The sequence below is a fragment of the Janthinobacterium sp. 78 genome (assembly GCF_003096775.1).
In the GTDB taxonomy this organism is placed as follows: domain Bacteria; phylum Pseudomonadota; class Gammaproteobacteria; order Burkholderiales; family Burkholderiaceae_D; genus Janthinobacterium; species Janthinobacterium tructae.
Genome location: NZ_QENT01000001.1, coordinates 5,455,442 through 5,468,411, shown reverse-complemented (window position 1 = coordinate 5,468,411; position 12,970 = coordinate 5,455,442). Strand labels below are relative to the sequence as shown.

14 protein-coding genes are annotated in these 12,970 nt (G+C 57.0%); 1 reads left to right on the top strand and 13 read right to left on the bottom strand.

Annotated features, from left to right (window positions below; genetic code table 11):
- Positions 1-3 precede the first annotated feature (3 nt).
- Positions 4-588 carry a 4Fe-4S single cluster domain-containing protein gene (locus C8C92_RS24110; RefSeq protein WP_116745437.1) on the top strand — a complete coding sequence of 195 codons (585 nt, stop codon included), beginning with the start codon at positions 4-6 and terminating at the stop codon, positions 586-588.
- 217 nt (positions 589-805) lie between these two features.
- Here C8C92_RS24110 and C8C92_RS24105 read toward each other — a convergent pair whose 3' ends face one another.
- The 13 genes from C8C92_RS24105 to C8C92_RS24050 all read right to left on the bottom strand — a co-directional run bounded on the left by C8C92_RS24105 (position 806) and on the right by C8C92_RS24050 (position 12,615).
- Positions 806-1,831 carry a radical SAM protein gene (locus C8C92_RS24105; protein ID WP_165829538.1) on the bottom strand — a complete coding sequence of 342 codons (1,026 nt, stop codon included), beginning with the start codon at positions 1,829-1,831 and terminating at the stop codon, positions 806-808.
- Entirely contained in the window at positions 1,831-2,721 is an 891-nt protein-coding gene (locus C8C92_RS24100; protein WP_116745435.1) for a cupin domain-containing protein, read from the bottom strand. Before C8C92_RS24100 ends, C8C92_RS24105 begins: the two co-directional genes overlap by 1 nt.
- Positions 2,705-3,913: a hypothetical protein gene (locus tag C8C92_RS24095; protein WP_165829537.1), complete on the bottom strand. Its 1,209-nt coding sequence runs from the start codon at positions 3,911-3,913 to the stop codon at positions 2,705-2,707. Before C8C92_RS24095 ends, C8C92_RS24100 begins: the two co-directional genes overlap by 17 nt.
- Before the next feature lie 14 nt (positions 3,914-3,927).
- Positions 3,928-4,098, bottom strand: a complete 171-nt coding sequence (locus C8C92_RS27605) for a hypothetical protein (RefSeq protein WP_165829536.1) — start codon at positions 4,096-4,098, stop codon at positions 3,928-3,930.
- Positions 4,099-4,156: 58 nt separating this feature from the next.
- Positions 4,157-5,797: a hypothetical protein gene (locus C8C92_RS24090; protein ID WP_133250823.1), complete on the bottom strand. Its 1,641-nt coding sequence runs from the start codon at positions 5,795-5,797 to the stop codon at positions 4,157-4,159.
- A gap of 10 nt (positions 5,798-5,807) precedes the next feature.
- Positions 5,808-6,404: a hypothetical protein gene (locus C8C92_RS24085; RefSeq protein ID WP_116745432.1), complete on the bottom strand. Its 597-nt coding sequence runs from the start codon at positions 6,402-6,404 to the stop codon at positions 5,808-5,810.
- Complete coding sequence (locus C8C92_RS24080) at positions 6,405-6,590, bottom strand: hypothetical protein (RefSeq protein ID WP_116745431.1); 186 nt, start codon at positions 6,588-6,590, stop codon at positions 6,405-6,407.
- A 123-nt stretch (positions 6,591-6,713) separates the two neighbouring features.
- Positions 6,714-7,931: a hypothetical protein gene (locus C8C92_RS24075; protein WP_116745430.1), complete on the bottom strand. Its 1,218-nt coding sequence runs from the start codon at positions 7,929-7,931 to the stop codon at positions 6,714-6,716.
- 101 nt (positions 7,932-8,032) lie between these two features.
- Positions 8,033-8,869: a hypothetical protein gene (locus C8C92_RS24070; protein ID WP_116745429.1), complete on the bottom strand. Its 837-nt coding sequence runs from the start codon at positions 8,867-8,869 to the stop codon at positions 8,033-8,035.
- 17 nt (positions 8,870-8,886) lie between these two features.
- Positions 8,887-9,528: an XRE family transcriptional regulator gene (locus C8C92_RS24065; protein ID WP_116745428.1), complete on the bottom strand. Its 642-nt coding sequence runs from the start codon at positions 9,526-9,528 to the stop codon at positions 8,887-8,889.
- Positions 9,529-10,277: 749 nt separating this feature from the next.
- A complete protein-coding gene (locus C8C92_RS24060; RefSeq protein ID WP_116745427.1) occupies positions 10,278-10,775 on the bottom strand; it encodes a hypothetical protein in 498 nt (165 codons plus the stop codon).
- Positions 10,776-10,814: 39 nt separating this feature from the next.
- Positions 10,815-11,018: a hypothetical protein gene (locus C8C92_RS24055; protein ID WP_116745426.1), complete on the bottom strand. Its 204-nt coding sequence runs from the start codon at positions 11,016-11,018 to the stop codon at positions 10,815-10,817.
- Between the two features lie 763 nt (positions 11,019-11,781).
- Positions 11,782-12,615, bottom strand: coding sequence for an HNH endonuclease signature motif containing protein (locus C8C92_RS24050; RefSeq protein ID WP_116745425.1), 834 nt, complete (start codon positions 12,613-12,615; stop codon positions 11,782-11,784).
- Positions 12,616-12,970: the final 355 nt, after the last annotated feature.

Below are 12,970 nucleotides of genomic sequence, written 5' to 3'. Positions count from 1 at the left end.
CAGATGGAAACACCGATGTTGAACTTGGCAGCCTGGGTCGCGTGCACGGAAATGGAAGGTCCGGGACGGCGTTTCGCCATTTGGACCCAGGGGTGCCACTTACGCTGCAAGCACTGCTGCAACCAGAGTTACCTGCCGCTGGTGCCGCGAGAGATAGTCCCGGCACTGCACTTGCTTCCGGCAATCCTCGAAGCCCGGGATCGGCAGGGTGTCGAGGGCATCACGCTTCTCGGTGGTGAACCGTTGATTCAGGCGCGTGGGCTGAGCTTACTGGCGCAAGCTGTACGGGCAAACGGCATAACGGTCATGATGTTCACCGGCTACGTCCTTGACTCACCTGCGCAGGCAATGCCCGACGGCGCACAGGACTTACTCGCGGCCTGTGATGTCGTCGTTGATGGTCCATTTGTCGCAGCCAGGGCCGAGCGCTCGCGCAACTGGGTCGGGTCGACCAATCAGCGCTTCCACTATTTCACCGATGCATACGACACCGCGATCGAGACCGACATTCGTTACCGAAATGGCATCGAAATACGTTTCGAGCAGTCTGGTACGTTGCGAGTAAATGGATTCCCTTTTCTAACTTAGGTACTAATGTGTTGGTGCCGACGTCGAATTGACCCATGCTGCCGAAATTTATTGATCCAAACTGCGAGGCGCAAACTTAGACCCAGTACGGGTTTCGTCAGAAGAGCCTGGGTCACACAAAATCGGCGCTTTATGTCAATCCTTTCAGCATCGGTGCCAACCGTAGCTACGCTAATGGGGAGGGGGGGGCGCCAGCCTGACTGTCTGATCCTGACGCTCAGGCCGGAGCCAGGCCGATTCTAATGGTGCGCGGCGTGTTTGCTGTGCGCGGACATCGGGGATCGGCCTGGCCCAGTTCACCGTGATATTTGTAACCGCTGCCCAGGCAGCCGCCCCGGCAAAGCGCCATGTAGCGGCAGCTACTGCATGACGCTCCCTTGACCTGCAAGGGCTGAAAACCTTGAATCAGGTCTTGCAGGCTCGCCGTAGCCAGGTTCCCCATCGGCAGATCGCGAAAACAGGTGCATGAACAGACATTTCCGCTAGGGTACACATACACTTTAGCGACACCGGCACCACAATTGACTGTGGATGGATTGGGGGTGATACCGGCCAGCGTGCTGTCATCGATCCGGTCCAGAATTGAAAAATCGTACATTGGTTGAATGATGATCGGCGTTACCGTCGACATCTGGCGCACGTGGCGTACCTCCTCATTCCATGTTTGCGTATCGAGCTCGCTGCCATCGGCCGCTCTGCCCGCGTAAGTCACGCGCTTGATGGAGATATGCCGCAGCCCCTGCCCATCGAGGTCGCCGATGAATGCAGCAATATCGGCGAAGAAATTCTTATTCATTACCGTTGCCGAAACCGTGCATTTGATGTTGAGCGCACGCAAATTGCCGATCGTCCGCAGCGACTTTCGATACATGCCGCGGCCGCGGATCTGGTCATGTGCAGTCTCCACGCCATCAAGCGATATCTGAAACGCCAGTCGCTCGTAGCGCGGCAGGCGGCTCAGGTTCTGCTCGCCGAAAAATGACGTGGCACCGTTGCTGTTAACAATGATGTCCAGCTTGAGGCCGATGGCATGCTCCAGCACCGCCATGAAGTGCTTATAGATCGTCGGCTCCCCCCCCGACAGCAAGATGGTGGCCTGCGGGCATAGCGTAGCGATTTCGTCAAGCGCACGCGTCACCATGTCCAGTTCGGCCATTTCATCGCGCCATGGCGACGATTCGCGTATGCAGTGGCTGCAGCTCAGGTTGCATCGCTCGGTCAGGACAAAATAAATTTGCTCCATCAGTCGAGCTGCAGGTGGGGACGCAAGGTGATTTTTGGTTGGGCTGGCTGGCATGCATTTTCCTGGAGAAGATCGACGAGTTGTTTCAGTTTCTGGACGAGCATTTGAGGGGCATGGCCGCGCAGGTCTTGCACATATTCCTCCAGCAGTTCCGCCACAGGCAACTTTTTTTCCTGATCGGTGAGCCAGTCCTTAAGCGTCATCGGATACAGGCCAACGGCGATGTGCGCCGATTTTTCGTCTTCCGTCTGTGTGAAATGCCACATGCCGCGCGGGCAGTAAAACACATCGCCTTGTTTCACCAGCACCGAATCCCAGCCCGTGCGCGCCTCATCAATCACGGGCGTGGCTTGCCGACGCATAGGTTGCGACAGCACATGCTGATCTTTTTTGAAATACCAGCGTTTGCTGCCATGAATTTGCATCGCAAACACATCGTGGCGGTCAAAATGCGGATTCACACCCAACTGGCGATGGCTGGAGTAATAGCCATTGGCGGTAATACCCGCGCCCAGCTCTTCCTTGATGCGATCGATGAAGCACTCAAGTTCAGGCACATGCGTGTGGATGCGATCGATTACCATGGTGCCGCCGCGGGCAATGGCGCGCATCAGTTTTTCACCATTGATTTCGTTGTTGACGTTATTGGCGTAACGATCCTGGTCGGTGATCAGGTCGTATTTGTGTATGGTGTTGTGATGATCAGTGACGCGCACTTGCGGATAGCTGAGCGGCATGTAATTCAGCAGCCGGTTCAGCTCGTCCAAGGAGAATATATGCGAAAACTTCGTTGACGAACCTTCAAACAGGTACGCCTCGCGCTGATAAATGTCACGGAAAAACCACTCGCGATTCAGGTCGCCCAATAAAAATTCAAATGCGGACTGCATGTTGTTCCTTCCCTGGTTCCAGAATAATGTTCACCCCACGCGACGCCAGCGCCTGTATCTGCCGGCAGGGGATCAAATGCTGCATGTGACTGAGGTCCACTTCCTTTAGCTGCGGCATATCCTGCAACCAGCCGGGAAGCGCGCGCAATCCGGTCCGCGCCAGGCCGAGGAACTGGAGTTGGCGCGCATGCTGCAATGTCTCCGGCAGGCTGGTGATGGGATTGGCGCCCAAGTTCAGCTTGACCAGATCCGTCTGGTCAGCGGGCAGTTCAAACGTGGTTAAACGATTACGGTACAGGCCCAGGGATCGTAACCTGCAGGCCAGCCCTGCCGGTAAATGTAGCCTGTCTATCGCATTTTTATGCAGATACAAGTGCCTGACTGAAGAAGGGCACAGGCCGGTATCCACCACTGACAATTCATTCGCCGCCAGATTCATCCACTCGACATCCGGAAATGCTGTCCACACGCTCGAAAAGTTGAGGCGGTTGCCGATCAAATTTACGTGTCTGGTGATATAGCGACGCCCGCGCAGCTGTTCCGGCTGCAGCAATGCATGATTCAGTTCCAGGCTGTTGAGCGCGATTTTCTGGACTATGTCCTGCACCGCATCCGCCACCCCGGCCGCGACGGCGACAAGCTGGCTCTGTCCTGTTGCGCCATCGTAAAAACCCAGGTTTTTCTGCTGCGCTTGCCAATGCGGTCGTTTGTTGAGCAGGAGCGCAATCCGCGCAATTCGTTCCGCTTCGGCACAGGGCGCCACGTTGAGTGCTTCTACCATAAAGCGTGCAACTACCCCGACCGAATCCGCATCCAGCTTTTCCGGGCAAATACAAAATGCGCCGGAGTAAAAAAACATCGATTTCAGTTTAGCGTAGATGGGACAGGAGTCATCCGCTTCATCCCATACATGACGATCGCCGTGCAGCACAAAGATCAACTGCCGGCGCAACAATGACGCATGCCGGGCGACCACACGCAACTGTGCAAAGTGCGTGTCGAGCAGGTCCATATCGCCGCGCACCGGGAGGATGAATACCAGCGGTAAAGCACTACTGTTACCGTCCGCGGCAAAATCGGCGAGCACCGTTGCGTTGTTCAACGCGAAGCCGAACGCGGCAAGCTGTTCGATCAGCAATCGCTCCGCTCGGACAGGCGCAGCGAAAGCCGATACTACATCGATTGGTTTCAAGCTGGAACCGCTGCTTAGCTACTAATATCCTTGTCGCAGTGGTCGGTTTCCTTCCAAGCGCCAAACATATTGTGAATGTCGGTCAAAGTCACCTGTTCAAAATCGGCGATCTTGATCACTTCACGCTTAGGCACTTTGGCGGTTTGGACATCGTTGTGCATCATTTCTGCGATGGCATTTTCCATAAAATTCTCCGTTTGGTTGAGGTGGTGAAAATTATAACTTAAAAGTTTCCCATTGGCATTAAGTTGCAATCAGCAACAAGCGCTGCAGGTGGCCGAGCTGCTGTTCGGTCGCCGCGATCCGCCCATCAAGCATGGCGCCGACCTCGCGGTCATGCGCCAGCTGTACGGTGCCGAACAGGTCAAGCTTATCGACCAGGTATATCGCCAGCGCCATTACAATCGCCATCAGCGAGCCGACGATGACGGCGGTGGCACCCTCCCCGAGTGGCCCCAGCACCAACAGCTGTTTGCCCACGACTTCCTCCAGCACGATGCCGCCGCCGACCAGCAATCCGCCGATCACGATCTTGGACGCCGCGTGCAAGGCCTCGCTGCGGGACATGCCGGCTGGGCGAAACACCAGTAGCCGCACTGCCTGCATCAGCGACAGGCCACCCTCGCGGATCATGCGCACCGCGCGCTTGCCTGTCGTCAGAAAGGCATTGACGACCGTTGTTACCAAACTGGAAAGCAGCCCGGAGATGAATCCTTCCTTGAATGCCTTGTGCACGGCCTCCCACTTGCCTGCAACGCGAGCGGCGATCGGCCGCAGGCGCACGCCTGCCTCACGGATATAGCTGTCCTCTCGCATGCCGTGGCTATAGAGGTCGCCGATCTCGTCGAACAGCGCCGCAAAGAACTCCACCAGCACAATGCCCAGCGCTTGCTGCACACCCATTTTCGTGCCTTGGACCACGCTGGCGCTAGCTGCGCTACACAGGAACTTGCCGCTGCCGTAGTAGGTGCGGTTGACCTTGGAGTCGATGGCAGCCTTGGCTTGGGCTTCGGCATCGCGCACACGCCTGGCGTCCACTTTGTCCAGCTTTTTCAGCTTGGTCAACTCTTTGCGGTGCTGGTCCATCATCGGACCAGGTTTTGTTTCCAGCTCGGCGATACGCGCCGTGCGCGCGGCTTGGGTGGTAGCCAGACGCTGCAGGTTTTGCTCGGCCGTGCGGTCCTTGAACGCGCAGTTGATACTGGCGCCCGTCGCTTTTAGATTGGCCTCGGTGGCGGCCAGCGCTGGGCCATCGAGTTCCGCCAGAATGCGGCCGCCATCGTCATGTACCCTTTTTGCCGACACCGCATGTTCAAGGTGCGGCATGCGCTGCCTGTCGTTTTTATCGGACAGATGAAAGACTTCGCCGGTGTATGTGTCGGTCAGTGTGCCCTGCTCCAAACTGGCGGACATGCTCCGGTGCGCCGCGATATAGTCGGAGTGCTGGTGATAGCCGGTGCTGTCATAGTTGCCGCGCTCGCCGTAACGGCGAGCTTCCTGCTCCGTGGCGTAAACACCTTGGCGCGCATTGTGTACAGTGTTCACTGCGCCACCGGTCTTGTCCAGCGCGCTGACCAGCTTGCCGACGCCGAACTGGCCGGCGATATTCTGCATCACCGTGCTGCGGATGCCGTGCAGGGTGCCGGTCCAGCGCTGTCCATCCAGCTGCGCCGACATTTCCGCCAGCAGCGCCTGCATCTCGGCTGGAGTCACGTCCGCATGCGGCGGCAAGCGGGTGCCGAAGAATGGCGCATCGACATATTCCGGGTCGACATCCTGCGCCTGTATCTCACGCACGGCGGCCGCTGGAGGCAGCAATACCAACGTGGAAGCCGACGCGCGTGCGCGCCGCAAAGCCTGATAACGATCTACACGTCCACACATGTTTTTCTCCTCAGGCCGCGCGCATCTGCTGCCATACCGCTGCGTGGCTGGCCGATGGATCCAACGACTGTACTAAATTTACCATTTCATCGAACAACGCCATTGAGTCGCCAGCTACCTTCCCGGCGCGTGCATACGCGGATTTGATGTTGGGCGGATTGGCGACCAGGCGGTCGATCTTGTTTAGTATCTGCCTGGGCAGGAACCCCATCGCTTGGCCACAAGCAAACTCTTTCACCGCTAATGCGGTCTCGCTGTCGGCGGCATGCGGCCCGGCGCAAGCCATGCCGACGCCGACTAGTGACAACATGACCTCCACATGCAGGGAATTTGCGGCTATATGTATGGTGGCGTTTTCATATTGCTTGATGAGTTCCTGCAGACGCAGTTGATACTCGGTCTTGGCTTGCGTACGTCCACGCGTTTCGCCGCGCGCTTCCTCCACCGCAACCGCGTCATTGCTAGCCCACAAGCCCATGCCGCCGCCAAGACTGGCGCCAAGAAGTGCACCACCTGCCGTGATGGCGCCGATTGATCCGAACACTGGCAATGCCACAATCACTACTACGCCGCAGGCGGCGCCCCCGATCATTTTCCACGCATCCATTTATGCCTCCTTGGCAAGGTTGGCCTGGTGGGTGCCGCAGCGCTTCATCCATTGACCATACAGCGATACCGCCGCCAGCGACACTGCGCCGGCCACGAACGAGATTGCATACGAAGCCAAAGTCTCCAATGGCGACTGCTGATTGAACATGGTCTTCTCCTCTGAAATCAAAGTGGGCTGTTTCATTCAACTGTTTTTTCATCCGCGCCTTCTACCGCATGTAGGCGATCTGCATCACACAGGACACCGTGCGCGGTAGGCTGGACTGGCCAGGTCATAAGCGGTTCAGATCGCCGTCAGCACCATGGTTCATAGTAGCGATGCCTCGATGTCTAGATCCGGGATAGCCGCCATGTTATTCAGAACCGCATGCGGCAGGATCTTGCGCTGCCGTACACCTTCCTTCTCCCCGTAGTCGCGGAAGTTGTCATTGCTGATCACGTAAGCATGTGGCTTGCCTTCGACGAACTTAAGCACATAGGGATCGGCCGACATGCCACGTGGGAGGAAGTACACGCGTGCGTGGGGAAGGCGCTCGCGGATCTCAGCGCTGCTCAGGCCCACTTTGCGCGGAAAGCCGGGGTCGAAGTTGATAGTCACCTCGTACCTGGCGGCCAGGGATGGCATGACCGCTTCAAGCGCCCGCAGCCCGATGAACTCTGCGCCGTGGTGCGCCATATTGCTGCCGTCGATGATCACTTCGCGTACATCAAGCTGGGATTTCCGCACCGCTTCCGCGATGCGCTTCTCAAGCTTGGCTATCTCGCGCTTCTCGAATTCGAGCTTACGCTTCAGGTTACTCTTCACGCGCCCCGGACTGCCGTCGCCGAGCTCGCGCTCGCAGGCCTCATGAATTGCTGCCCTGTTTCCATTCGCAGTGCCAAGTGCGGAGCTGAACTGCTCGGCCTTGCGCACATCACATTCAATGAGCGCCTGTTGGGCGAGTCTAGTTTGCAGGTTTTTCCAAGGTTCGGCCAGCTCACGATCCAAGGTAAGCTTGCGTAAGCGTGCCCGCGCCAGCTCTGGCTCCAAGTGCGCGAGCTCGTCTTGGCGCATGGCGATCTCGGACTGGGCTTGAAGCACATCGAAGCTGTGATAGGCCTTAAGTTCTTGATGCAGAGCAGTTGCCAGTGCCCGTATGTCCTCGCCCGCCTCCGACTTGGGTGTGGTCAGCATCGTAATCTCGATCTCAAGCTGCGTTATCTGGCTGCCTAGTTCGAGCACCTTGCGCTTGGCGATTGTCCGTTCGGGTGAAAACAACGAGCGCGGATCTAGTTTGATGCGGGCCTGCTCCTCGGTGGCCCGCTGTGTAGCCCGCAGGTGTTGCAGGCGCTCCCGCATTTTGGCCTGCAGCTCGGTGGTGGTGGAGAGTGACCGCCCAAGTGCCAAGTAGCGGGCGTGGGTAGCCTCCGGCACGAAGCCGCGATACCAGTCGAGCTGGAGGGACAGCTCCGGGATTCGCTGGGTGGCGGCCGCTTTTGCCGTTTCCATCTCCTCGACCTGGATATTGAATGGGTTGATTTTCACGATTTTTCCTCTTACTGTTCGCTGCCGTGCGGATGCCTCGGTAACGCGTGCTTTATTGGATATCAATGTGTGGCCCGGGCAAGACGCTGCCCGCACCGGTATTAGGCGGAGCTTGCGCTGTATGGAAGGGCCGGATGTTGTGCGAGCGGCGCGCCGCAGCTGTTGCAGAAGCGCGCCCCGGCGGCCGGCGGCGCGCCGCAGCGGCGGCATGCGTTGGCGAACTCACGCTTGCGGCGCATATATGCCAGATGGATCACGCACGGCACGGTAATCCGGTAAGCGGGGCTAGTAAGGCCGTACAGTCCCCAGATCACCGACAAGGCAAGGGTTACCGGCGCGACTAGGGCTGCGCTCCCCGCAACCGAGCCCAAGCTGACGCCCAGCCCGCGGCCGAGCAGTGCCTTGACCACACCGTTGGCAATGAGGGTGGAGAGTTGGTAGCCGGTCGAGTTGGACGCGACGATTCTAGCCACCAGCCCGGCAGCCACGGCCACGCCGGAGCCGGCCGCGTAGGGTATCCCGAACTGCTTGAAGAATTCGACCTTTTCGTTTTCGCTCATCTTGCTCAGCGACTGTTCGGTCAGTTTTTCCAGGATCGCCATTTCGAGCGCTGCTACGTCGCTGCCGGCATGGTGCGACGCCTTCAGGTGGTCGGCCACGTCGCGCGCTATTTCACGGTAGCTGACGCCGCCGCCGCCGCGAAATAGATTCATCAGTGAGTTGCCGGCGAAGCGACTGAGCTCTTCTACGATCAGGGCGCGTGCGCTCTCGCCGACTTGGCCGCTCTCCTTGGCGCGCATCAGTGCCGCGCAGGACGAAGCGGCGAGGGAGATTCGTCCCTCTCCCTTGTCGGTTATATGGTCGATCAGAATGCCGAGGTCGTCGACGTCGGCATCCATCAGGACACTGGCGAGGTCGGGGTCTTGAATGAGGGGCATGCTTGGCTCCGTTGTACTTATGATTGCTGATGGTCGGACTGTACTTGGCCGTCATAGCTGAGTTGATGGGTGAGCGAGGCAGCCAGCGCGGTCAGGAGTACCTTGGCATCGCGGTCAAGCGAGCCACGCAGCATCAGACTGCCCAGCACATGGCTGGTCCGACGCCGTTGTTCGTTACGCTGCATGATCCGTGCCATCTCGGCGGAATCGGCAGACAAGCCGTACGGGACGGACTCGGGCTGCAGGCTGCATTCTCGCATCACACGTTCAGGAATGCCGGCCAATACGGGCAGCTCGGTGTGGACGATCAGCTTCTCGGCCGCACACATCGGATCGCGCATGTTATTGATCGCCTGGCAAAGGGTGCGCCAATCTTTTGGACGCATCAGGAGAAATGCCAGCGGCATATCCAGTGCCTCCGCCAAGCGTGATAGCGTGTGCAAGTCGGGATTCGGGCCGGCTTCGCTGCTGGAATCGGTCAGTGCCCGCAAGGTGCTGCGTGCTATACCAGTACGCTGTTGCAGCGCGACCGAACGCAGCGGACGAGTATTGCCAGCGGCGTCGGCCGGACCAGCGACGTGCAGGGCGTTCCTGACGTTAGTGGCAAGTTGGCGGGCGAACGAGAGCGTTTGATGCCGGGTATATCCAGTGGTGGTCATGCTTGTCTCCTTGCGTTTAGGCAAGATTACAACGTAACGTCATCCAATGGAATGGACTTATGGAGTTCTTGCGCTCCATAAGATAAAAATGTAGTCCTGTCGCTCCATTTTCGGCGACTGATAATTTGGACGGATGAACGCACTGACCGGAGTGTGCGGCGTCTACTTCCTCACCATGCGGCTTGGGCAGTCGGCGCATAAAATCTACGTGGGGGAAAACAAAGTCCCTGCCGCGCCGGCTGGCGGATTATGGAAAGGCGTTTCAAGTGCATGCCTCGAATGATTTCACACTTCGTGCGCTCCAGGAGTTCATGTAGCATCACTTCCCTAACGCGGCGTTCGGTCGGTACTTTGCTAGGGAGTCAGGACTCGACTACAGGAAGGTCGAGACAGTCGCGGTGCGGCTTTATCTGCCCCTAGTCAACGAACGCGCGAAAAGAGTGTGGACGCCAGACTGGCCATGCAACAGACGTGCTAAGCACACTACGCGGCGGTCTTTACGCAAAAAATCGGTAAGGAGTAGCGCTGCCGGGGGGCACCTTGACCACGCCGCCAGAGAGAATCGCCAACCCGGCGGTGGGTTCGCCGATATGAGCAGTTATTTGCAATTGGTGTGAGTATGGGCATACCGTCATCTGCAGTTAATTCGAGCCGAAATCGGCGTCACTTACGAGCCCCTACACCTGCGTATGAGATTTAGGATAGTACTTGGGCACCTAACATGTTCAAGGAGACGGTCATGGTGCAACTCACAGGAAAGGTTCCCTGATCGCAAGCTTACTGCCCGCTAAACTTGATCGGCATCGGACGCGATGTGCCGGATGTTGGTGGCAGTCGCTGAAATGGAACGTGACTTGTAGGTGGAGCGCACGCAAGCTGGCTTGGCACGAGCCAAGGCGGAAGGTAATGCGCTCGGGAGACCGCCTAAAACGACCGTAGCGCAGCGCCAAGCGACGATGGATGCATGGGAACGGCGATAGAATTAGCAGCTTGGCGCGACGCTGCAACGTGTCCCGCTCCACAGTATTGACCGCCTTCACGCCTAAGGATACTTGATGAAGAACCGCCTTTTCAATATGTGCCGCTTCGTCATAGGCTATGTGCGCCGAGGTCGCCTGGATGCCCTGCACCGCCGCACCAGCGAGAATGGTATGTGGCAAGTCACCCAATATCCGGACTTTCTCAATCGATACCGTCAGTGCCCGTCCGAACTGCTCTGCGAAGGAGCCGCTGACGCGTGCGATCACATGGTCCAGCTCGGCGCTGCTGATGGGCGCATGTGCTTCTTATTTGACGGCGTTCGGGTCGTCTGCCTTGGCGCGCGCGAATTGCGAACTGCTCATGTCTATTAGGCCGACCAGAGGCTTTTCCTTCAACAGCAGTTCCAAGAAGGGCGAGGCGTTCTTGCCGGTCGGCAGGAGGACGCGCTCGTCCCAATTATTGCGTTCGATGAACACGCCCAAGGGCGGCGCTAAGCCATCCTTCGTCATGATCACACTGCGGCAAGTTTTCCCCTGTTCGTCGATTTACTCAGTTTGCACAAAGTTGTGCCTACTGAAATCAGCCGAAAATTTCAGCTTGTCGTGGGCGAGTAATACCGTTTGGTGCTCCTGTTCAAATGCCTTCGCCATCACGCGCGAAGCGAGCACCAACTAGTGTTCTGAGTTGGTAATTCGCAGACAAAGTCGCTCGATGCTGGCCAGTGTTGGCGCCGACGAATTTTTGACCCAGGTTGCCGATTTTCGGTGACCCACGTCCGTAGTCAGCAAATCCGCGTGCAGCAACGGTTTCAGATGTTTTTAGTTGGGTCAGTTGGAATCGGCAGCCTGGATCAATTTGACTTCGGCGCCAACACTGATAGTCCAGCTCGCGTACCTGCGAACCGGCGTAAACGGTCATCCGTCGGCGTGAATACGCCGCCCGCCAGGATTATACAATCTGACCGCAAGGGGTGGCGATGTCCCTGGCGTCGTAAAACTTACGCCTTGAATGGACCTTATGTAGAGCTCCACATAAGATCCAAGTTCGCCGCCGCGTCGTCGGTGGGTCAATATTCAATCGGCGCTAACAGTCGGCACCAACACCTGTTGGCGCCGATGCCAAATTGAACCAAGTGGCCGAGATTCATTGCCCCAGGCGAATTCGCGCAAACGCAGGCTCAGTGCGGCTTTCCGTGCCAGAGCCTGGGTCAAGCCAAATTGGCACTGTGGGTCAATTTGGTGTCGGCGCCAACACGGAGGAGAAAGTGTGCGACTAGCCTTGGGCTTGCCAACCGCCATAGTGCCGCATCAGTGCTGACGGGTCCGGCTGCAAACTTTGCTGATCGGGGAGGCGAAGAGTTCTGCCATTGAAGTATTGATATGTCGAGCTGAGGCGGTTTGAAACGACCACTGTCCCCGAGCGCGGGTCAATTGACAAAAGATATAGGTCAAACAAGGTATGGAGGTCAGCACGTAAAAGGAGTCCGTTGGAGGGATTGTAGTTTTGAGTCTCGGAATGCGCCGTGATGTGAGCAGCTTCCAGTACAGGAAGGTCAGGGCAGTCGGAAATTGCACAACGTGCGCCGTATGCATCTATCAGGTTTGCTCGAAACTCCGGTTGTCCTCGACGGGTCCAGATTTCGCGCTTAACCCTTTCGTCAACTTGGTACTGATTGTTCATTATAGTTGGGTCGGATACGGTCTGCCCCGTTTCGACTTCGTGTGGTGCGGACGCAGATAATTCGTCAAACGAATGAAAAAAAAGTTGGATATCACTGATTGAGCAAATGCTGATTCGTGGCCAATACTTGGGAGACTTCATTTTAGCGGGATGGAGAAGAAGCTCTATCCTTTTGACCCAGGCGGAGATATCGCTTGGTGGACGACTCAGTTCGGTGGCGATGTTTTCCCAGCCAATCGCCAGTTCGATTTGACCGTAGTTTCGGTCATCTAAGCGGTCGTGATACACCGTAAAAACCGTGTCATTAAGGTGATTTTTATATTCTATTCCATTGCCACTATCCAGCAGCGGGTAGGGGGAAAGCTGATTACGCTCTGCAAATTCCGCAAGTATCCGGTGAGCATTGAGCTGGAAGTCGTTTTGCATTGTCGTGGGCTTTCAACGTATGAACTGGTACTTCGATTGATCAAATGCCAGTTAATTTTTTCCAGATTGTCTGAGTGAAGCGAATGAATGGGGAGCTGGAAGCTGTTCACTTTACATCTTGGATCCGAAGAAGTTGATTAATTCTTGCAATAATTTAATTATTGACGATAGCTGTTTAGAGTTGGGTGACATATTCGGAATCGCAGCTTGCTCTGCTTCAAAACCAGGCATCTGTTGATTCCTGTCACCCTACCGCCAGCGCTATGAGCCAGGCCCTTCGCAGCCAATTTTGTACTCTGTAGCTGATTTGTGACGAAATCCTCAACTCGAAACTTCTTCGATGGGAACTGGCCGA

Coding starts and splice junctions, on each gene's coding strand:
- C8C92_RS24110 (WP_116745437.1), top strand. CDS start 4: ATGGAAACACCGATGTTGAACTTGGCAGCCTGGGTCGCGTGCACGGAA.
- C8C92_RS24105 (WP_165829538.1), bottom strand. CDS start 1,831: ATGGAGCAAATTTATTTTGTCCTGACCGAGCGATGCAACCTGAGCTGC.
- C8C92_RS24100 (WP_116745435.1), bottom strand. CDS start 2,721: ATGCAGTCCGCATTTGAATTTTTATTGGGCGACCTGAATCGCGAGTGG.
- C8C92_RS27605 (WP_165829536.1), bottom strand. CDS start 4,098: ATGGAAAATGCCATCGCAGAAATGATGCACAACGATGTCCAAACCGCC.
- C8C92_RS24090 (WP_133250823.1), bottom strand. CDS start 5,797: ATGTGTGGACGTGTAGATCGTTATCAGGCTTTGCGGCGCGCACGCGCG.
- C8C92_RS24085 (WP_116745432.1), bottom strand. CDS start 6,404: ATGGATGCGTGGAAAATGATCGGGGGCGCCGCCTGCGGCGTAGTAGTG.
- C8C92_RS24080 (WP_116745431.1), bottom strand. CDS start 6,590: ATGAAACAGCCCACTTTGATTTCAGAGGAGAAGACCATGTTCAATCAG.
- C8C92_RS24070 (WP_116745429.1), bottom strand. CDS start 8,869: ATGCCCCTCATTCAAGACCCCGACCTCGCCAGTGTCCTGATGGATGCC.
- C8C92_RS24065 (WP_116745428.1), bottom strand. CDS start 9,528: ATGACCACCACTGGATATACCCGGCATCAAACGCTCTCGTTCGCCCGC.
- C8C92_RS24055 (WP_116745426.1), bottom strand. CDS start 11,018: ATGACGAAGGATGGCTTAGCGCCGCCCTTGGGCGTGTTCATCGAACGC.
- C8C92_RS24050 (WP_116745425.1), bottom strand. CDS start 12,615: ATGCAAAACGACTTCCAGCTCAATGCTCACCGGATACTTGCGGAATTT.